We start from the raw sequence: 19,072 nt of genomic DNA, 5'->3' as shown, positions 1-19,072 counted from the left end.
GGCGCCGCAAGACAGCTTCTCTAGGAAGCGCCATCGCGCGCCTTTGTCGACCAACGGAGCGCGAACGCCGACGAACGGCATTTCGGGCGAAGCGCTGCGGGTTGCGTTTGTGACAGTATAACATTACTGCGAGCCCGAATTCACGTCACGAACAACAGGATCTCCCCTACATGCGACTGCTCTCCGCCGCCGGTCTCACCCTTGCTGTCCTGATTTCCGCCCCCGCCTTTGCCCAGGATACGGCGCCGCAGACCGGCGACGACGATTATCATACCGACCAGGCGATCGTCGTCACCGCGCCCTTCGTGCGCAGCCTCGACATCCTCGGCAACGTCTCGGTGATGGAAGGCGAAAAGCTGGCGCAGGACATACGCGGCCAGATCGGCGACACGCTCGCCTCGCAGCCCGGCGTGTCGTCGAGCAGCTTCTCGCCCGGCGCCTCGCGCCCGATCCTGCGCGGTTTTTCGGGTGAGCGCGCCGCCGTGCTCGTCGACGGGCTCGGCGCGATCGACGCCTCCTCGACCTCGGCCGACCATGCGGTGTCGATCGATCCGCTGACCGCCGAGCGCATCGAAATCCTGCGCGGTCCCTCGGTCCTGCTCTTTTCGAGCCAGGCGGTCGGCGGCGCGGTCAATGTCTTCGACCGGCGAATCCCGCGCGGCATCCCCGAAGCGCCTCTCCATCTCGATGCGCTCGCAAGCTATGGAACCGCCGCCGACGACAAAAGCATCGGCGCGTCGGTCGACGTGCCGCTGGGCGAGCGCTTCGTCGTCCATGCCGACGGCAATTACCGCGATTCGAACAATGTCCGCGTCGGCGGGCTGATTTATGCACCCGAACTGCGTGAACATCTGCTCGACCTCGCCGCCGACGCGAACGCCGATGGCGACGCTGCCGAAGCGACGCGTCTGACCGATGCCGCGAACAGCCGCGGCAAGGTGCCGAACAGCCAGAGCACCAGCAAGAGCGCGGGCGTCGGCGCCGCCTTCATCGACGACGGCGGCTCGCTTGGCATCAGCTTCGGCTATCTCGAGGATGATTACGGCATCCCGCCGCGCGCCGACATCGACGAAGTGCCGACGATCAAGGCCCGGCAATATCGCGTCGACCTGCGCGGCGAGGTCGAGTTGGGCGACGGGCTGTTCGAAAAGCTGCGCGTGCGCGGCGCCTATGCCGACTATGCCCACACCGAATTCGACGATGGCGAGCCGGGGACGCGCTTCACCAACAAGGGGATCGAGGCGCGCGCCGAACTGGCGCAGAACGACCGCGGCGGCTGGCGTGGGGCGAGCGGCATCCAGTACAGCTTCCGCGACTTCGCGGCGATCGGCGACGAAGCCTTCCTGCCGGCGAACGAGACGACGCGCATCGCGGCGTTCACCCTGCAGGAACTCGAACGCGGCCCGGTCACGCTCGAAGGCGCGCTGCGCTTCGAAAATTCGAAGGTGACCGCAAACAGCATCGGCTTCGATCGCTCGTTCGACAGTTTTTCGGGCGCGGCGGGTCTGTCCTACCAGCTCGCCGACGGCCTGAAGGCGAGCTTCTCGGTCTCGCGCAGCGAGCGCGCGCCGTCGGCGGAAGAGCTGCTGTCGGACGGTCCGCACGCCGCGACGCTGACCTATGAGCGCGGCAACCCGGACTTCGCCAAGGAAACGAGCTGGGGCGGCGAAGCATCGCTGAAATTCAAGCGCGACGGCTGGTCGGCGGGGATCACCGGCTATGCGAGCTGGTTCGACAATTTCATCTATGAAACCGACACCGGCCTGATCGCCGATGACCTGCCCTTGTTCGAATTCCGCCAGAACAAGGCGCGCACCTGGGGCTTCGAGTTCGAGGGCGCCGCCCCGATCGCGCAGGTCGGCGGCTTCCACATCACCGCCGACGCGACCGCCGACATGACGCGCGCGAAGATCGTCGACGGGCCCTATGTGCCGCGCATCCCGCCGCTGCGCATCCGCGGCGGGCTCGAAGCGTCGAGCGAACGCATCGACGCGCGCGCCGAGGTCGAATGGACCGACGACCAGACCCGCATCGCGCCGTTCGAGACGGCGACGAAGGGCTTCACGCTCGTCAATGCATCGCTGACTTGGCGACCTCTGCCCGACACGAAGAATCTGTCGCTGACACTCGCCGCCGACAATATCTTCGACGTCGACGCCCGCCGTCACGCGAGCTTCACCAAGGATTATGTGCCGCTCGCCGGCCGCGATATCCGCATCACTGCCCGGGCGAGCTTCTGATCTCGGCGCGCCCGGCGGCGGCCGGGTCCGGCGCCGCCGCCGGACCCGGTCCCTGTCGAAGGTTCAAAAAGGCAGGCGCTGGCGCTTGTTCCAATAGATCGAGGTCGCGGCCGCATAGGCCCCGACCTTTTCCCAGACCGACTGGTCGACCTTTTCGATGTCGACCCCGGCGTTGACATAGCCTTGAACGATCAGGACGATCTGGTCTTCGGTCATGTCGCCCGACAGGTCGGGGTTCGCGCGGCCCGGCCCGAAATCGAGCGCCTTGTCCACGATTTCCGTCTTCAGGTTCGCCCGGGCAATGGCGCCGATCAGCCATTCGCGCGAAATCCGCGCGAGGCTATAGTCGAAATAATCGGCTTTCTGCGCTTCGGCGACCCCCTGGCTGGCGACGCAGCCATCGACGGTCTTGCGAAGCTGCTCGACCAGCGCGCTTCGCACAGCAGGATCGCCCTGCCCCACCATCGCTTCGCCAAGCGAAGCGCGGAAGGCCGGTGCCGATGCGGCGAACGGGCAGTCGAACTTTGCGCCTTCCTGCGCCGACGCCCCTCCTGAGATCGCCGCCAGCACCAAAGCCGCGCTTCCCGCCAAAGTCCTGAACATCAACCGGTTCCTTCCACCCCCACGGATCAATCCGTCAGGAGAGCATGGCCATGCCGCCGTTCACATGCAAGGTCTGGCCGGTAACATAGCCCGCTTCCTTCGACGCGAGATAGACCACGGCGGCGGCGATATCGCTCCCCTCGCCCATCCGGCCCGCGGGGATGCGCTGATTCAGCGCCTCCTTCTGCGCCTCGGGCAGATCGTCGGTCATCGCGGTGACGATGAAGCCCGGCGCGACGCAATTGGCGGTGACGCCGCGGCTTGCCAGTTCCTGCGCCAGCGCCTTCGTCATGCCAGTCACCCCCGCCTTCGACGCCGCATAGTTCGCCTGCCCCGGATTACCGGTCGCACCGACGACGCTGGTGATCGAGATGATGCGCCCGAAGCGCGCTTTCATCATCGGCTTGGCGGCAGCGCGCGCGAGACGGAAATTCGCTTCGAGATTGATGCGGATGACATCCGACCACTCATCGTCCTTCATGCGCATGATCAGGTTGTCGCGCGTGACCCCCGCATTGTTCACGAGGATATCGAGCCGCCCCAGCGCATCGACCGCCGCAGGAACGAGCGCATCGACCGCGGCTCCGTCGCCGAGATTGCACGGGAGCGCGACATGATCGCCGCCGAGCGTGTCGCGAAACGCGTTCAGCTTTTCGGCGTTGGAGCCTGAAACCGCAAGCCGCGCGCCCTGCGCCGCAAGCGCCTGCGCGATAGCCGAACCGATACCGCCAGAAGCGCCGGTGACGAGGGCCGTCATGCCGGTGAGATCGAACATGTTATTCTCCTGAAATCTGAAGCTTAGAGCGTTTTGAGGAACGCCTCGATATCGTCCATCGCAATCAGGCTGGCGGTCTCGACCTCGCCCGACGCGCTGCGCTTGACCATCGGCGAGAGAACCTTGCCACCGAATTCGACGAACTGGCCGACGCCGATCTCCTCCATCGCGCCGACGCTTTCGCGCCAGCGGACGCGGCCGGTGACCTGGCTGACCAGCAGGTCGCGAATCGTGCCGGCATCGCTGACCGGGCTCGCGGTGACGTTCGCGACGACGGGTACAAATGGTGCGGCGGGCGGGTTCGTGCCCAGCGCTTCGGCCATCGCATCGGCGGCGGGCTGCATCAGCGGGCAGTGGAAGGGCGCCGACACGGGTAGCAGCACGCCGCGCTTGATCCCGAAATCCTTGACCAGTGCCACCGCACGCTCGACCGCACCCTTGTGGCCCGAGATCACGACCTGCGACGGATCATTGTCGTTGGCGACGGTGCAGACCTCGCCCTCGGCCGCGGCATCGGCGAGCTTCTGCGCGGTGTCGATGTCCGCGCCGAGCAGCGCCGCCATCGCACCGATGCCGACTGGCACCGCCGCCTGCATCGCCTGCCCGCGCGTCTTGAGCAGCTGCGCTGTCGTCGAAAGGTCGAAGGCACCGGCGGCGCAGAGCGCGCTATATTCGCCGAGGCTGTGGCCCGCGACATAATCGGCCGTGGCGGCGAGCGTGACGCCGCCTTCCTTCTCCAGCACGCGCAAGGTCGCGATCGCGTTCGCCATGATCGCGGGCTGGGCGTTTTCGGTGAGGGTCAGCTGGTCTTCGGGGCCATCGCTCATCAGCTTGAACAGCTTCTGACCGAGCGCCTCGTCGACCTCCTGAAACACTTCGCGGGCGACCGGCGATGCATCGGCGAGCGCCTTGCCCATGCCGACCGACTGGCTGCCCTGACCCGGAAAGATGAATGCGCGCATGACCCTGTCCCTATATCGTCGCCCCCGCGAAGGCGGGGACCGCTGGAGGTTTATACTTCGCCGTCGGGTTAGGCCGACAACGGCCCCCGCCTTCGCGGGAGCGACGAGTGGGCGCCTATTCGCTCACCCCGCGCGATGCAAGCCGAAGGGCACCACCTTGTTCGCCGCGTCATGGCCGATGTCGGCGCGGCCGAGATACGGAATGCCGGTGCGCGCGCACCAGTCGCGGGCGATGTCCTCGGCCTCCACCCCGAACGGCCGGTCGTTCTCGGGCACGTCGCTGACGCGGCCGAGCCGGATCCCCGCGAGCCCGCGCGGCGCGAGATAGGTCGCGACATGAAAGAAGGCGCGGTCGAAGGCGTAGAGATATTCGCTCACCTCCTCGACGATCAGGATATGCCCAGACAGATCGGGCTCGAGCGGGGTGCCGAGCAGCATCGACAAGGTCATCAGGTTGAACGCCGCGTGCCGCGCGCCGTGCGCCAGCCCCGGCTCGCACGCCGCCGGATCGCGCGCGACGAGCCAGTCGAGCGCGCGCGCCACCGCGGCATCGCCGCCCTCGCGGCGCACGTCGGCGACCATCGGTCCGTGCGCCACATGATCGAAGCCGTCGCGATAGAGCGCGCCGAGAAGATTGCCTTGATCGGAGTAGCCGAGGAAAGCCTTGCCGCGCGCCGCCGGAGTCATTGCCGCGACCGCATCCTCGGCGATGCGGCATGCGCCATAGCCGCCGCGCGCGAACCAGACCGCCTCGATATCGGACCGGTTCGCCATTTCGACGAGCGCGGCAAAACGGTGCCCGTCCTCGCCCGCGAAATGACCGTGGACCGCGAAACATTGCGGGTCGAATTCCAGCTCGACGTCGGGATAGCCAAGGCTGGCGATCGCGCGCACCGCCTCGGCATCGTCGGGCAGGATGGGGGTACTGGGGGCGACGATTCCTATACGCATGAATCCCCCATATCCGTTCGCATCGAGCGAAGTCGAGATGCCCTTCAGCCTTGCGCCATCCCGACAGGTATCTCGACTTCGCTCGACACGAACGGAAATCGGGGCGAGTGCCAGTTGCAAACCCTCCCTCAAGGCCATATCGCGCCGCCATGTCGGAAAACAAATCCTATTTCTTCTGCGGCATCGGAGGGTCGGGCATGCTGCCGCTCGCAATGATCGTCGCGGCGCGCGGAAGCGCGGTCGCGGGCTCCGATCGCAGCCGCGACCAGGGGCGCTCGCCGGACAAGTTCGACTGGATCGAACGGCAGGGCATCGCGCTGTTCCCCCAGGACGGGAGCGGGGTCACCGCAGGGCAGGCGCTTGTCGCCTCGGCCGCGGTCGAGGACGGCGTGCCCGATGTCGCCGCCGCGAACGCGCTCGGCCTGCCGCGTCTGACCCGCGCCGACCTCAATGCCGCGCTCTTCAACGAGGCCGAACAGGCGATCGGCGTCGGCGGCACCAGCGGCAAGTCGACCGTGACGGGGATGATCGGGTGGATTCTCGAAAGCGCGGGCGCCAAGCCGACGGTCATGAACGGCGCGGTGATGCGTAATTTCGCCAGCGACACGATGCCCTTCGCAAGCGCGCTCGTCGGCGATGCCGCCACCTATGTCAGCGAAGTCGATGAAAGCGACGGGTCGATCGCGCTTTACCGGCCCGACGTTGCGGTGGTCACCAACATCAGCCTGGACCACAAGAGCCTCGAAGAGCTCCACCAACTCTTCGGCGACTTCGCCGCGAAAGCACGCGTCGCGGTTATCAACGCCGACGACGCCGAATCAGCGCCGTTGCTCGTCGGCGCCAATGTCGCCAGCTTCGGCTTCACGGACACGGCGCACGTGCGTGGCAGCGACTTCGCAGCCCTTCCCGATGGGTGCCGCTTTACCGTAAATGTCGAAAGCACAGCCCACGCCGCGGCCCTGCGGATGCCCGGCCGCCACAATGCCGCCAATGCGCTCGCCGCGATTGCGGCGACGCACGCCGCCGGCGTTCCCGTCGCAGAGGCGGTGGCAGCGCTGGCCGGTTTCGCGGGCCTCGCCCGCCGCTATGAGGTGCTCGGTCAGGCGAACGGCGTCACCGTGATCGACGATTTCGCGCACAATCCCGACAAGGTTGCCGCGACCCTCGCCGCGGTCGCCGAACTGCCGGGCCGCACATTGCTGTTTTTCCAGCCGCACGGTTACGGCCCGCTCCGCCAGATGGGCGCCGAACTCGCGGCGAGCTTTGCGAAGGGCATGCGCGAAGGCGACAAGCTGTACGTCAGCGATCCCGTCTATTTCGGCGGCACCGTCGACCGCAGCGTCGGCAGTGAAAAGCTCGTCGCCGATATCGTCGCAGGCGGCGGCGACGCGGTGCATCTCGCCACCCGCGCCGAATGCGGCGCCGCGATACTGGGTGAAGCGAAGCCCGGCGACCGCATCCTGATCCTCGGCGCGCGCGACGACACGCTGACCGAATTCGGGCGGGAGTTGCTGGAAAAGCTCGGCCAAGCTTGATTTCCGCGCGCGAATCTGTATAGGCGCGCTCATCCGGGGCGAGGCCACGTTGCCATCGCCCCGTTTGCTTTGCACCAATACGCAAAGCCGGACGACAGCCGGAGGGGTTTCGCGATTGGCGCGGAATCAGCGATCGGCCAAATCGAAGGACGCAAACCATGCCGTTTTACGAGCATGTCTTTATCGCGCGTCAGGACCTGAGCCAGGCTCAGGTCGATGCGCTCGCCGAAGGTGTCGCGGGAATCGTGACCGAATATAAGGGGCAGGTCCACAAGACCGAAACCTGGGGCCTCAAGCAGCTCGCGTACAAGATCGCGAAGAACCGCAAGGGCCATTATGTGATGGTGTCGGCCGAAGTGTCGGGCGAAGCCATCGCCGAGATCGAGCGTCAGGCGTCGATCAACGAAGATATCATCCGCTGGCTCACCATCAAGGTCGACGAACTCGAAAAGGGTCCGTCGGTGATGATGCGCAAGCAGGAACGCCGCGGTGGCCGCGGTCGTGACCGCGACGGCGAAGAATAAGGATAACGACAATGGCACGACCCTTTTTCCGCCGCCGCAAGACCTGCCCCTTCAGCGCGAAGGACGCACCGGTCATCGATTTCAAGGACGTCCGCCTGCTCCAGGGTTACCTGTCGGAGCGCGGCAAGATCGTCCCGTCGCGGATCACCGCGGTGTCCACCAAGAAGCAGCGCGAGCTGGCGAAGGCGATCAAGCGCGCCCGCCACATCGGCCTGCTCCCCTACATTGTAAAGTAAGGAGCGCGGACCGATGGAAATCATCCTGCTCGAACGTATCGAGAAACTGGGCGGTATCGGCGATGTCGTCACCGTCAAGAACGGCTTTGCCCGCAACTTCCTGTTGCCCAACAACAAGGCGCTGCGCGCGAACGAAGCCAACCGCAAGCTGTTCGAAGCCAACCGCTCGAAGATCGAGGCCGACAACGCCGAACGCCGTACCGCCGCCGAAGGCCATGCCAAGGATGTCGACGGCAAGCAGGTCGTCCTGATCCGTCAGGCGTCGAACACCGGCCAGCTCTATGGTTCGGTCTCGGTGCGTGACATCGTCGACGCGCTGGTCGAGGACGGCGCCGCGAACATCACCAAGGCGATGGTCGAGCTCGAACGCCCGATCAAGTCGCTCGGCCTGTTCGACGTCAAGGTGAAGCTGCACCCCGAAGTCGTCGTGACCGTTCAGGTCAACGTCGCGCGCTCGCCGGACGAAGCCGAAATGCAGAAGCAGGGCATCGACGTGATCGCCGCCATGTTCGAGGAAGAACAGGCCGAAGCGGTTGCCTCGGCCCTCGAGCCCGACAGCGAAGACGAGTTCGAAGACGCCACGCCCCCGTCGGAGCTGGCTGCCGAAGCGCCCGCCGCGGACGAAGGCGAGGAAGCCTAAGCTCCCTCTCCTCTCGCAAGAGACAGGAAAGGCCCCGGGACAAGGTTCCGGGGCCTTTTTCTTGCCGGAAGAACGAGGTCGGGCGGAATCCCGCCCCCTCCCCTAGAGCAAAGCCTCGATCGCTTCGGCGAGCGCGAGGTCGCGTTCCGACAGTCCTTCTGCGTCATGCGTCGTCAGCAAAATGTCGACCCGATTATAGACGTTCGACCATTCGGGATGATGGTCCATTTTCTCGGCGATGATCGCGACGCTCGCCATAAAGCCGAAGGCCTGCGCGAAATCGTCGAACCTGAACCGGCGGGTGATGCCGTCGCGCACCGGCTCGTGGGTCCATTCGGGAAAGCGCGCGAACAGCGCCGCGCGCTCCGCATCGTCGAGTTTCCGGACCATCGCATTTTCTCCCGCTGGTAAAGGCCGAGCCGCCGCCATAAGGAAGGGCGCGATGAGCGACAAGAGTGCCACGACCCGACTTCCGCCCGGCTGGACGGGAACCGCCCCCGATGCCGATGCGATCTTCGCGATGGCCGAGGCGGCGCTCGAGACCATGCCCGCCGTCTTCAAGCCGCACATCCGCGACGTCGTGATCGAGATTTCGGAATTCGCCGACGACGAAACGCTCGCTTCGCTCGATATCGAACATCCCTATGACCTCACCGGCCTGTACGAAGGCCGCCCGCTCACCGAGCGCAGCATCGACCAGAGCGGCGGGATGCCCGACCGGGTGACGCTCTACCGCATTCCCATTCTCGTCGAATGGATCGAGGGCGGCGAGCGCCTCGACTGGCTGGTGCGCCATGTGCTGATCCACGAGATCGGCCATCATTTCGGCTTTTCCGACGACGACATGCACGCGCTGGAAGACATGGCGTGACGGAGCTTTTGCGGCTCGACGGCGTGGCGTGCATCCGCGGCGAGCGGCTGTTGTTCGAGGGGCTGTCGCTGGCGCTCGGCCGGGGCGAAGCGCTGTGGCTGCGCGGACCGAATGGCGCCGGCAAGTCGAGCCTGATCCGGCTCGCCGCGGGGCTGCTGCGGCCCGCGGCCGGGACGGTGACACGCCGCGAGCGCATCGCGATGGTCGACGAGGCCGCGGCGCTCGATGCCGAGCTGCCGCTGCGCAAGGCGCTCGATTTCTGGGCGCGGGTCGATACCGTCGACGGTCCTGTCGTGACGCGCGCGATGGACGACATGGCGCTGGCTTCGCTCGCCGAAGTGCCGGTCTCGATGCTCTCGACCGGCCAGCGCAAACGCGCCGCGATGGCGCGCGTCATCGCCAGCAGCGCGCCGATCTGGCTGCTCGACGAACCCGCCAACGGCATGGACGATGCGGCGCAGGCGCGGTTGGTCGCGGCGATCGCGAAGCATCGCGCCAACGGCGGCGCTGTGTTGCTCGCCTCGCATTTCACGCTCGGCATTTCCGATCTCGCCGAACTCGACATGGGCGCGCTCGCATGACGGCGCTCATCGCACTGTTCTGGCGCGACCTGCGCCGCGCGTGGGGTAGCGGGGCGCTGTGGCTGCCGGTCGTCTTCTTTCTGCTCGTCGCGACCGCCTTTCCCTTCGCGGTCGGACCCGACGCGCCGCTGCTCGCGCGGACCGGCGGCGGGATGATGTGGGTCGCGGCACTCCTCGCCGCGCTGCTTCCGATCGACCGGCTCGTGCGTCCCGATCGTGAGGCAGGGGTGCTCGACCAGCTGGCGGTGCGCGGCTTCGCCGACGAGGCGGTCGCAGCGGTCAAGATCGCGGCTCATGCCGTCGGCTTCGGCCTGCCCCTACTCGTCGCGCTGCTCCCCGCCGCCGCGCTGCTGGCGCAGGATGCGACGCGGGTGCACACGCTCGCAACGGGCCTTGCCCTCGCGATCCCGGCGCTTGCCTCGCTCGCGGTGCTGAGCGCGGCGCTCACTGCCAACCTCAAGGGCGGCAGCGCGATCGGCGGCCTGCTCGTTCTGCCGCTGGCGGTCCCGATGCTTATCTTCGGTGCGGGGATGCTCGACCCCTCGGGGCGCGGTGCAATGAAGCTGCTCGGCGCGGCGAGCCTGCTGTTGACGGTGATCGGCCCCTTCGCGGCGGGCGCGGCGCTCAGGGGCTTGCGCGAATAGGAGCGGCGCTCCCTCAATATCCCATCAGCGCGAGCACTTCCTTGCGGCTGCGCTCGTCGTCGAGGAAGCAGCCGAGCAGGCGGCTGGTGACCATGCCCACGCCCGGCGTGCGGACGCCGCGCCCGGTCATGCAGCCATGCTGCGCGTCGATCACCACCGCAACGCCGTGCGGGTGCAAATTGTCCCAGATGCATTTGGCGACTTCGGCGGTCAGCCGCTCCTGCACCTGCAGGCGCCGCGCGAAACCGTTGAGCACGCGCGCGAGTTTCGAAATGCCGACGACCCGGTCGCGCGGCAGATAGGCGATCGACGCCTTGCCGGTGATCGGTGCCATATGGTGTTCGCAATGCGACTGGAACGGAATGTCGCGCAGCATCACGATCTCGTCATAGCCGCCGACCTCCTCGAAGGTGCGCGACAGATGGATCGCCGGATCTTCGGCATAGCCCTGGCAATATTCGAGCCACGCGCGCGCAACGCGCCGCGGCGTGTCGACCAGCCCCTCGCGCGTCGGATCGTCGCCGGCCCATTCGATCAGCGTGCGCACCGCCCCCAGCACCTCGTCCGGGACCACGGGCTTGCCGTCCGCGCCCAGTTCCACCTTTGCCATCCACCCTGCCTTCACTGTTGCATCAATGCCGCACATTTCGGCGCGAAGCGCGCGATGCGCAACCCCGGTACGTCAATAATTTATCGGCCCCTGCCAAGTTTACGTTGCGGAATCTGCGCTTTTTCCATTTCGGGACTCGCCTGAATTTCCGACGGTTTTTGGCGTAACAAGTGACTTGACGCTTTCGTCAACTCGGCGCACCTTCGGGGCATTACAGAGTTCGCTCGAGCGGGCCGTAATCAGGAGATGCCGGCGTACTTCCCCGACGCCGGTGGGAGAGGACGATGACCAGCCTTGCTGGCAAGCGGGATACACGCAGGCACTTGGCCGTTCCGGCCCGGCGCGCTTTGCCACGTCTGGTCTCAGCCCCTCCCCTTTAGCACAATTCAGTTTGGGCGGCCCGCAGGCGCGGGTTCGAAAAAGGGAGGATGTTGATGAAGTTCAAGGCACTGATCGGTTCGTCGGTCGTTGCGATGGCGGTGGCGACACCAGCCCATGCGCAAAACGCGGACAACGAAAGCAGCAATGCGTACGGAAGCGAGATCGTCGTCACGGCGCAGCGCCAGGCCGAACGCCTGCAGGACGTGCCGATCGCGGTCAGCGCTTTTTCGGCCGAGGCACTGGAATCGCAGCAGATCGAGAATGCGTCCGACCTTCAGCTCACCCTGCCCAACGTCACCTTTTCCAAGGGCAATTTCACCGGCTCGAGCTTTACCATCCGCGGCATCGGCGACCTTTGCGTCGGCTTCAGCTGCGACAGCGCGACCGCTATCCATGTGAATGGTTCGCCGCTGTTCGGTACCCGCCTGTTCGAGACGGAATATTTCGACCTCGAGCGCATCGAGGTGCTGCGCGGACCGCAGGGCACGCTGTTCGGCCGCAACGCGACCTCGGGCGTCGTCAACTTCGTCACCGCCAAGCCCAAGCCCGGCGAGTTCCAAGCGTCGGTCGACGGCGAATATGGCAATTTCGATGCGTGGAAAGTCAAGGGGATGGTCAACGTCCCGCTGGGCGACACGCTCGCCGTCCGTGCCGCGGGCTTCTACCTGAAGCGCGGCGGCTATACGAAAAACCTGTTCGACGGCAGCCACATCGACGGCCGCGAAATGTACGCGATCCGCGGTTCGCTGCGCTGGGAGCCGGGCCCGGACACGACGCTGGACCTGATGGGCTATTATTTCCGCGAAAAGGATGACCGCCTTCGTATCCAGAAGCAGCTCTGCCAGCGCGATCCGACCGGCGTGCTCGGCTGCCTCAACAACCGCCGCGAATATGGCAAGGTCAACGGCAACGCGACCTTCCCCAGCGTGCTGGGCTCGCGCGAAGTGTTCGGCCTCAACGGCATTTCGCCCGCGCTCGGGCTTGGAACCGGCAGCCTCTACGGCGCCGACATCAACGCGACATCGGTCGAACCGGCCGATGTGCGGACGGTCAACACCGACTTCACGCCCGAATATTTCACCGACGAAATCCAGGCGCAGGCGCATCTCGACCATAGCTTCGGGACGATCAATCTCGGCCTGACGGGTATCTATCAGCGCACGCGGGTCGATTCGCGGCAGGACTACAACCTCGACGTCGCCAGCCGCGCGCCGCTGCAACAGGGCCTGAATTCGCTGGCCTTCCTCGCGGCCAACGGCATCCCCGGCCTGCCCGGCACGAACGCCTATTTCGCGCCGATCGCGGCGGCGCTGATCCCGAACGGACCGGCGGGCAATGTCTGCACGTCGAACACAAATCCGAACGGGCTTGGTGTTTTCGGCGGCGACGGCATCTGTGCGGCGACGCCGCTCGCCTTCGACCGCTCGGTCGCGAAGAACGAGAGCTGGGCGGGTGAGGCGATCATCACCAGCGATTTCGACGGACCGTTCAACTTCCTGCTGGGCGGCATCTATTCGCAATCGAAAACGACCAACGGCGACTATTATGTCAACGCCTTCTCGATCGACTATTTCGCATCCCTGTTCGGCACCTTTACCGCGCTGTCGCGGGGCCTGCCGCCGTCCTACCTCGGCTCGCCCTACTTCCGGAACCATGACGAGGTGTTCAAGCTGACTTCCTACGGGATTTTCGGCGAGGCCTATTTCGAGGCGAGCGACCGGCTGAAATTCACCGTCGGCCTGCGCTACAACAACGACAAGAAGCGCGACATCTCGAACTCGACGTTGGCGAACTTCCTGGTGCCCTACTCCACGACCGGCGACATCTTCCAGTCGCCCTATTCGGGGACGTTCGACGCCGACACTGGCGCGACCGGGCTACCGGGGCCGCAGCGGTTCCGCGACCGGACCTTCAAGTTCGACGAGTTCACCGGCCGCGCCGTCGTCGACTTCAAGATCACCGACGACAATCTCCTCTATGCGTCCTACTCGCGCGGCTACAAATCTGGCGGCATCAACCCGGCGCTGCAGGTGATCATTCCCGGCGTGACCGAAACCTTCGATTCCGAAATCGTCGACGCGTTCGAGATCGGTTCGAAGAACACCTTCGGCGGCGGCCAGCTGCAGCTGAACCTGACGGGCTTCTATTATAAATATAAGGGCCTGCAGCTCAGCCGCATCGTCGCGCGCACCTCGCTCAACGACAATGTCGACGCCGACATCTGGGGCGTCGAGGTCGAAGGGATCGTCCGGCCCGACCCGGACTGGCTGATCAACCTCGGCTTCAGCTACCTCAACACCAAGGTCACCGACGACACGCTGTTCATCAACCAGCGCGACCCGTCGGGCGGTCTGCCGAACTCGGTGATCATCAAGGACATCGGCCAGGCGTTCAACTGCGCCATCGTCGCCAATGTCGGCGGCCAAGCGGCAGCCGATGCCTTCGTCACCGCGGTGAACAACGGCATCAACGCCAGCCGCGGGCTGACCGCAGCCAACGGCCTGCGCGGGCCGACCGCCTTCCCGTCGGACTCGGGGCTCGGTGCCGGCAGCGGAGCCTTCTCGAGCTGCGACGCGCTCGTTGCTGCGGCTGCGGGCACCGGCGGCGCGATCACCGCTTATGGCGGCGGCGTGCCGATCAGCATCAAGGGCAACAAGCTGCCGCAGGCGCCGAACGTCAAATTCTCGGCCGGTGTCCAGCACACGATCAACTTCGACAGCGGCATGTCGCTCGTCCCGCGCATGGATCTCACCTACACCGGCGACAGCTATGGCAATATCTTCAACGGCCGGGTGAACAAGGTGAAGGGATATGCGCAAGCCAATGCACAGATCCAGCTCAACGGCAGGGACGACCGCTGGTATGTGCGTGGTTTCGTGCAGAATATCTTCGACAGCAACGCAACGACGGGTCTGTACCTGACCGACCAGTCGTCGGGCCTGTTCACGAACATCTTCACGCTCGAACCGCGCCGTTACGGCATCGGCGCCGGGGTCAAATTCTGACCCTGCGCACAGCGTAAACAAAATGGCCCGGCCTCTCCATCGAGAGGCCGGGCTTTCTTTTGCCCTAGCAAGAAACCAAAAAGGGCGCGCCGGAACGACGCGCCCTTTCCGCTATACGTCGCTTAGAAAGAAGCGCGAAGCTTCACACCATAGAAGCGCGGCGGCGCGGGATAGACCGCGAAGCTCGTGCCCTGCTCGGGAACCGGGAACGACGTGATATTATAATATTTGTTGAACAGGTTCTCGACATAGGCCTCGATGCCGAACTTGTTGTCGTTGAAGTTCAGACCGACGCGCGCGTTGACGATCGAATAGCCGTCATTCTTCGTGAACGGCACGCCGAGCGGCGAGTTGAGCGTATTCGAGTCGCTGTTCGTCCGCGCATCGATGTGGACGAGACCGCCGACCGAGCTGCTGAGCTGCGGCGTCCAGGTCATTGCCGAGGTGATGACATGGCGCGGCGAATTGGTCAGCGGCTTGCCGTTGTCGCTGCCCGCCAGCGGATCCTTCACCTCGGTATCGAGGTAGGTGTAGCCGAACTGGAAGGTCAGGTCGCTCACCGGGCGGATGATCGTGTCGAGCTCGACGCCCTGCGAGATCACCTTGTCGAAGTTGCGGACCACGAAGCGCGTCCCTTCAAACGCGTTGTTCTGATAGCCCTTGAACGTCGAGTGGAACAGCGAGGCGTTGACCTGGAAGGCGTGGCCGAAATTGCTCTTCACGCCGACTTCGAAAACGTCGGCCGTTTCGTTGCCGAATTCCAGATCGGTGATCTGCGCACCGTTGCCGCCCAGCAGCACGCTGTCGAACGAGCCGCGGTCGAGGTTGTAACCACCCGACTTGTAGCCACGGTCGTAGCCACCATAGAGCAGGACATCGTCCGTGACCTTGAACGACAGCTTCGCCGTGCCGGTGAACTCGCTTTCGCTGCGGTCGCCGGTGTAGTTGCCGTTGAACTCCGAATTGACGGTCGGGTTGCAGGCATAGAGATAGACCAGCGGGAAGCGCGCACCGAGACCGGCGCGATAGGCGGCAGCACCGGGGCTCTGCAGGAAGGAGCAGGCCGGAACAACCGAGTTCAGGTTGGCCTTGATGTCCTTGTTCTCGTGGTTGTAGCGCAGGCCGAGCGTCAGCGAGAGCTGGTCGGTGAAGTTGACGATATTGTGCGTGAAGAGCGCGAAGGCTTCGGTCTTGACGCTATACTGGTCGGCAACCTGGCCGCCCCCGTCGGGCGTGCGCGGCAGCGGCACCCCGCCATAGACCGGCACCAGCGGCCCGAGCGTGCCGTAAAGCTGCAGGCCTTGCGCCGGCAGGCCCGGCTGACCGGCGGTCAGCGCGTTGAACATGCCGTCGACGAACTGGTCGGCCTGGGTGCCGAAGCGCACCCGGTCGGTCAGCGTCGTCTTTTCGTTCAGGTAGAAACCGCCGACCAGCCAGTCGAGACCACCGTCGAACGCCGAACCGTTGAAACGGATTTCCTGCGTGAAGTCGGTCAGACCGGTGCGATAGCCATCGCGATAGGCGCGATCGAGACCCGAGAAATCGATATCCTGGTTACGCAGCGCCTTCCAGTCGCGGTAGGCGGTGATCGAGGTCAGCGTCACATCGCCCAGATTCCAGTTCAACTCGCCGGAAACGCCCCATTCCTTGACCTTTTCGGACAGGTCGCGGTTCGGCGACGTCGCCATCGTGCGCGACTTGGCGTCGAACGGCCGGACGATGCCGACGCGGCCGACCGCTCCGCCGAGCAGCGGGTTGGCCGAAAAGGCCTGGATGACATTGCTTGCAGCAAAGCCGAGCACGGTGTTGATGTCGGCCGGGTTGGGAGCGATCAGGAAGCCCGAATTGGTGTTGATCGCGCCGCAGCACTGTTCGTCGGTCTTGGCATAGTCGCCGATGATGCGAAGGCTGATGTCATCCTTCTCGAAGAGCGCCTGACCCCGAACGAACCAGCGATCGACATCGTTGAAGCGACGATCCGAATTGGCGTCTTTGATATAGCCGTCGCGCTTGTGATAGCCACCGTCGAGCCGGAGCGCGACCGCCTCGGAAAGACCGCCGGTGATGCCTGCCTTGGCCTCGATCTCGTCATAATTGCCATAGCTGAGCTCGGCATAGCCGCCTAGGTCGAACGAGGGTTTCTGGGTAATGATGTTGAGCGCACCGGCCGAAGTGTTGCGGCCGAACAATGTGCCCTGCGGACCGCGCAGCACTTCGACGCGATCGATCGGGGGCAAGTCGGCCAGCGCGACGCCGGCACGCGCCCGGAGCACGCCATCGATGAATACGCCCACGGCAGGCTCGAACCCGGGGTTGTCGCCAGCGGTACCGATACCGCGGATGCGCAGCACGACGCCGGTCGCCGACGACTGACCCGTCGTCACCTGAAGGCTCGGCGCCACCTGACGGAGACCGCGAATGTCCGAGATGCCGGCGTTCGCAAGCTGCTCGCCGCCAACGACGCTGAGGGCAATCGGTACATCCTGTGCGATCTGCGAACGGCCGGTGGCGGTAACGATGATCTCGTTACCATATTCGGCTTCGTCATTAGTGGTCGCGGTGTCGGCAGACGCGTCGGCGTCCTGGGCAAAGGCGTAAGCAGGGGTGGTCGCGGCGCACAGCATGGTGGCGCCCAACAGGATGTTGCGCAAAGTCATGATGTCTCTCTCTCTCCAAACCGCCGGACGCAGCCCAAAGGCCTAAGTGGGAGATGCCCGGCAGCAACGTGTCGCTGTAGCGACCGCAACCGGCGCGTCAACGCGCGCAGGCGAAAATTGGCAAAATTTCGTGGATTCGTGGCCGAATAGCAACAGTTTACGTTACGGAAGCGAGCGCCGCTTCCTATTTCCGGCGCCGCGCGAGCTGATAATCGTAGAGCGACGGCGCGCCTGCCACGGCCTCTCCCGTGCCCTCGATATAGGGTGCCGGATCATAGTGGACGCTGATCCGGCGGTTGGCGTGAAGCCCGACGATCCGTTCGCCCGGCCCCTCGATCCCGCTGGTGATCGCGACCGTCGCGTCGGCCGGCACACTCTCCGAAATCACCAGCCGCGCGTTCCACAGCGTGTTGTAGAGCCCGTGCCCCGGCTTCCAATAGGGCGCGCCGCCACCGACCCACAACCGATAGACCCAGCCGTCCTTCCCCTGCTCGGGGTCGATATGAAGCGTGACCTGATCGAAGAGATTCTGGTGGTTGGAGCCGCTATGCTGGTCGAGCACCGCCCCGGCCGCGACGTCGGCGCGCAGGAAGACCGAGCGCGTCGAGCGCGTGTTGACACTGAGCGGATGGATGACCGGATTTTCGACCTTCAGATCCTTGACCAGGACATTATGCACCGCGCCGACATGCACCGAGTAATGCGCGCGCCGCGCGCCCGTCGTCGTGACATTCGCAATCGTCAGGCTCGCGGCATTGTCGGTCAGGATGCCGCTGTCGGACTGGTCGATAACAAGGTTGCGAACCCAACCGTCGAACACGCCGGTCATGTAGATGCCGTTATAGCCCTGCTCGAGATGATGTCCGAAGGCAGGCGCGTCGGGAAACTGGAAGCGCAGATTCTGGATGCCGACGTTCGTGAGGTGCCGCCACTCGGCAAGCACCGCGGGCTGGTCGGCGCGCACGTCGTGGAGCAGCGGATCGCCCAGCGTCACCGTCCTGCCTCTGACCGCCGTCACGCGGGTCGCCTGCACCACGACCGGCCGGTCGGGCGAGGTCCAGTGGTGCGATCCGATCGGCAGGTCGGTGTTGCCATAGAGGGATTTCAGGATCGCGCTCTTCGGCCCGTCGACCGAAAACCACTGGAGCTGGACGACATCGCCGACGCGCAGCTTCGACGCGGTGTCGACGGTCAGGGTGCGGGCGAACTGCGTGCCGGCCACGCCTTTCGCAAGCACCGGGTCGCGGACATCCTTCGCCGCGTCATAGGAAACCGGCCGACTTCCTTCGGGCGCGACGAAGATCATCCCGCCCGCCCAGCTATATTCGGTGAAGAGATAGTCGATATTATGCTCGGGCTCGACCTGCTGCTTCTTCTCGCGGACGAGATATTCGCGCAGCTCGTCATAATCATGGCTCTTGTCGATCAGCTTCAACGGCCGCGGGAACCAGAGCTCGCTGCCCCCTGCCCCCGCGCCGGCGCCGTCGAGCGTGATGTCGCTACGCGTAATCCGCAGCACCTCGGTGATCTGCGTGCGTCCCCTGGGAAAGCGCAGCGTCACCTTGCCCTTGACGGCATTCGCGGCGGCCAGCGCGCGCAGCACCGCCTTCGTGTCGTCGAGCCCGTCGTCAGGGATCGCGCCGAAGCTGGTCACGTCAACGACCGTCCCGTCATCCCCGGGGATCGGCTGCGTCCCGAAACCATAACCCGCATAGGAGAAATCGGGCAGCGGGTTCGCGGCCATCGTCGCGCGGTCGGAGACTACCCTTGGCAGATCGCCCGGCCGAGCCTGGGCCATCGTCCCGCAAGCTGCCGCAGCCGACAGGAACAGGGCGAGACGGAGAGGGCGTCCGGCCC

Annotated in this window: 17 protein-coding genes; 9 read left to right on the top strand and 8 right to left on the bottom strand. The window is 65.2% G+C overall.

Annotated features, from left to right (window positions below; all coding sequences use genetic code 11):
* The first annotated feature begins 170 nt into the window (after nt 1–170).
* Entirely contained in the window at nt 171–2,240 is a 2,070-nt protein-coding gene (locus QOL68_RS02240) for a TonB-dependent receptor (protein ID WP_282946557.1), read from the top strand.
* Between the two features lie 63 nt (nt 2,241–2,303).
* On the opposite strand, the gene QOL68_RS02235 is transcribed toward QOL68_RS02240, so the two are convergent.
* From QOL68_RS02235 to QOL68_RS02220, 4 genes are all read right to left on the bottom strand, one after another.
* The gene (locus tag QOL68_RS02235) at nt 2,304–2,843 is read right to left on the bottom strand and encodes a hypothetical protein (protein WP_282946555.1); all 540 of its coding nucleotides are present in this window, start codon (nt 2,841–2,843) and stop codon (nt 2,304–2,306) included.
* A gap of 34 nt (nt 2,844–2,877) precedes the next feature.
* Nucleotides 2,878–3,618: a 3-oxoacyl-[acyl-carrier-protein] reductase gene (fabG, locus tag QOL68_RS02230; RefSeq protein WP_282946553.1), complete on the bottom strand. Its 741-nt coding sequence runs from the start codon at nt 3,616–3,618 to the stop codon at nt 2,878–2,880.
* A 23-nt stretch (nt 3,619–3,641) separates the two neighbouring features.
* Nucleotides 3,642–4,580 carry an ACP S-malonyltransferase gene (gene fabD, locus QOL68_RS02225; protein ID WP_282946551.1) on the bottom strand — a complete coding sequence of 313 codons (939 nt, stop codon included), beginning with the start codon at nt 4,578–4,580 and terminating at the stop codon, nt 3,642–3,644.
* Between the two features lie 123 nt (nt 4,581–4,703).
* Nucleotides 4,704–5,531, bottom strand: a complete 828-nt coding sequence (locus tag QOL68_RS02220) for an LD-carboxypeptidase (RefSeq protein WP_282946549.1) — start codon at nt 5,529–5,531, stop codon at nt 4,704–4,706.
* A gap of 149 nt (nt 5,532–5,680) precedes the next feature.
* Here QOL68_RS02220 and QOL68_RS02215 point away from each other — a divergent pair, with 149 nt between their 5' ends.
* The 4 genes from QOL68_RS02215 (at nt 5,681) to rplI (ending at nt 8,466) form a co-directional block, all read left to right on the top strand.
* On the top strand, nt 5,681–7,066 hold the full coding sequence (locus tag QOL68_RS02215) for a Mur ligase family protein (protein ID WP_282946547.1): 1,386 nt from the start codon (nt 5,681–5,683) through the stop codon (nt 7,064–7,066).
* A 158-nt stretch (nt 7,067–7,224) separates the two neighbouring features.
* Nucleotides 7,225–7,590, top strand: a complete 366-nt coding sequence (gene rpsF, locus QOL68_RS02210) for a 30S ribosomal protein S6 (protein WP_058454643.1) — start codon at nt 7,225–7,227, stop codon at nt 7,588–7,590.
* Between the two features lie 11 nt (nt 7,591–7,601).
* A complete protein-coding gene (rpsR, locus tag QOL68_RS02205) occupies nt 7,602–7,826 on the top strand; it encodes a 30S ribosomal protein S18 (protein WP_058454644.1) in 225 nt (74 codons plus the stop codon).
* A gap of 13 nt (nt 7,827–7,839) precedes the next feature.
* A complete protein-coding gene (rplI, locus tag QOL68_RS02200) occupies nt 7,840–8,466 on the top strand; it encodes a 50S ribosomal protein L9 (protein ID WP_058454645.1) in 627 nt (208 codons plus the stop codon).
* Between the two features lie 102 nt (nt 8,467–8,568).
* Here rplI and QOL68_RS02195 read toward each other — a convergent pair whose 3' ends face one another.
* Nucleotides 8,569–8,856, bottom strand: a complete 288-nt coding sequence (locus QOL68_RS02195; protein WP_282946542.1) for a 4a-hydroxytetrahydrobiopterin dehydratase — start codon at nt 8,854–8,856, stop codon at nt 8,569–8,571.
* Between the two features lie 52 nt (nt 8,857–8,908).
* Between QOL68_RS02195 and QOL68_RS02190 the strand changes: the two genes are divergently transcribed.
* The 3 genes from QOL68_RS02190 to QOL68_RS02180 are packed head-to-tail and all read left to right on the top strand — an operon-like array spanning nt 8,909 to nt 10,562.
* Nucleotides 8,909–9,337 carry a metallopeptidase family protein gene (locus QOL68_RS02190; RefSeq protein WP_204993329.1) on the top strand — a complete coding sequence of 143 codons (429 nt, stop codon included), beginning with the start codon at nt 8,909–8,911 and terminating at the stop codon, nt 9,335–9,337.
* Nucleotides 9,334–9,918 (top strand): heme ABC exporter ATP-binding protein CcmA, encoded by a 585-nt coding sequence (ccmA, locus tag QOL68_RS02185; protein WP_282946539.1) that lies wholly within the window; start codon nt 9,334–9,336, stop codon nt 9,916–9,918. The genes QOL68_RS02190 and ccmA overlap by 4 nt, the downstream gene beginning before the upstream one ends.
* Nucleotides 9,915–10,562, top strand: coding sequence for a heme exporter protein CcmB (locus QOL68_RS02180; RefSeq protein ID WP_058454649.1), 648 nt, complete (start codon nt 9,915–9,917; stop codon nt 10,560–10,562). The genes ccmA and QOL68_RS02180 overlap by 4 nt, the downstream gene beginning before the upstream one ends.
* A gap of 13 nt (nt 10,563–10,575) precedes the next feature.
* On the opposite strand, the gene folE is transcribed toward QOL68_RS02180, so the two are convergent.
* Nucleotides 10,576–11,172, bottom strand: a complete 597-nt coding sequence (gene folE, locus QOL68_RS02175) for a GTP cyclohydrolase I FolE (RefSeq protein ID WP_058454650.1) — start codon at nt 11,170–11,172, stop codon at nt 10,576–10,578.
* A gap of 434 nt (nt 11,173–11,606) precedes the next feature.
* Between folE and QOL68_RS02170 the strand changes: the two genes are divergently transcribed.
* Nucleotides 11,607–14,558 carry a TonB-dependent receptor gene (locus QOL68_RS02170; RefSeq protein WP_282946535.1) on the top strand — a complete coding sequence of 984 codons (2,952 nt, stop codon included), beginning with the start codon at nt 11,607–11,609 and terminating at the stop codon, nt 14,556–14,558.
* A 122-nt stretch (nt 14,559–14,680) separates the two neighbouring features.
* Here QOL68_RS02170 and QOL68_RS02165 read toward each other — a convergent pair whose 3' ends face one another.
* Complete coding sequence (locus QOL68_RS02165; RefSeq protein WP_282946533.1) at nt 14,681–17,215, bottom strand: TonB-dependent receptor; 2,535 nt, start codon at nt 17,213–17,215, stop codon at nt 14,681–14,683.
* Between the two features lie 184 nt (nt 17,216–17,399).
* The gene (locus tag QOL68_RS02160) at nt 17,400–19,013 is read right to left on the bottom strand and encodes a hypothetical protein (protein ID WP_282946531.1); all 1,614 of its coding nucleotides are present in this window, start codon (nt 19,011–19,013) and stop codon (nt 17,400–17,402) included.
* Nucleotides 19,014–19,072: the final 59 nt, after the last annotated feature.

Source organism: Sphingopyxis sp. Geo25 (genome assembly GCF_949769135.1).
Lineage (GTDB): Bacteria > Pseudomonadota > Alphaproteobacteria > Sphingomonadales > Sphingomonadaceae > Sphingopyxis.
This window is presented reverse-complemented; position numbering and strand designations above follow the sequence as displayed.

Bases quoted from the DNA above. Each gene is read 5' to 3' on its own strand.
- QOL68_RS02240 (WP_282946557.1), top strand. From the start codon at position 171: ATGCGACTGCTCTCCGCCGCCGGTCTCACCCTTGCTGTCCTGATTTCC.
- QOL68_RS02235 (WP_282946555.1), bottom strand. From the start codon at position 2,843: ATGTTCAGGACTTTGGCGGGAAGCGCGGCTTTGGTGCTGGCGGCGATC.
- fabG (WP_282946553.1), bottom strand. From the start codon at position 3,618: ATGTTCGATCTCACCGGCATGACGGCCCTCGTCACCGGCGCTTCTGGC.
- fabD (WP_282946551.1), bottom strand. From the start codon at position 4,580: ATGCGCGCATTCATCTTTCCGGGTCAGGGCAGCCAGTCGGTCGGCATG.
- QOL68_RS02220 (WP_282946549.1), bottom strand. From the start codon at position 5,531: ATGCGTATAGGAATCGTCGCCCCCAGTACCCCCATCCTGCCCGACGAT.
- QOL68_RS02215 (WP_282946547.1), top strand. From the start codon at position 5,681: ATGTCGGAAAACAAATCCTATTTCTTCTGCGGCATCGGAGGGTCGGGC.
- rpsF (WP_058454643.1), top strand. From the start codon at position 7,225: ATGCCGTTTTACGAGCATGTCTTTATCGCGCGTCAGGACCTGAGCCAG.
- rpsR (WP_058454644.1), top strand. From the start codon at position 7,602: ATGGCACGACCCTTTTTCCGCCGCCGCAAGACCTGCCCCTTCAGCGCG.
- rplI (WP_058454645.1), top strand. From the start codon at position 7,840: ATGGAAATCATCCTGCTCGAACGTATCGAGAAACTGGGCGGTATCGGC.
- QOL68_RS02195 (WP_282946542.1), bottom strand. From the start codon at position 8,856: ATGGTCCGGAAACTCGACGATGCGGAGCGCGCGGCGCTGTTCGCGCGC.
- QOL68_RS02190 (WP_204993329.1), top strand. From the start codon at position 8,909: ATGAGCGACAAGAGTGCCACGACCCGACTTCCGCCCGGCTGGACGGGA.
- QOL68_RS02180 (WP_058454649.1), top strand. From the start codon at position 9,915: ATGACGGCGCTCATCGCACTGTTCTGGCGCGACCTGCGCCGCGCGTGG.
- folE (WP_058454650.1), bottom strand. From the start codon at position 11,172: ATGGCAAAGGTGGAACTGGGCGCGGACGGCAAGCCCGTGGTCCCGGAC.
- QOL68_RS02170 (WP_282946535.1), top strand. From the start codon at position 11,607: ATGAAGTTCAAGGCACTGATCGGTTCGTCGGTCGTTGCGATGGCGGTG.
- QOL68_RS02165 (WP_282946533.1), bottom strand. From the start codon at position 17,215: ATGACTTTGCGCAACATCCTGTTGGGCGCCACCATGCTGTGCGCCGCG.
- QOL68_RS02160 (WP_282946531.1), bottom strand. From the start codon at position 19,013: ATGGCCCAGGCTCGGCCGGGCGATCTGCCAAGGGTAGTCTCCGACCGC.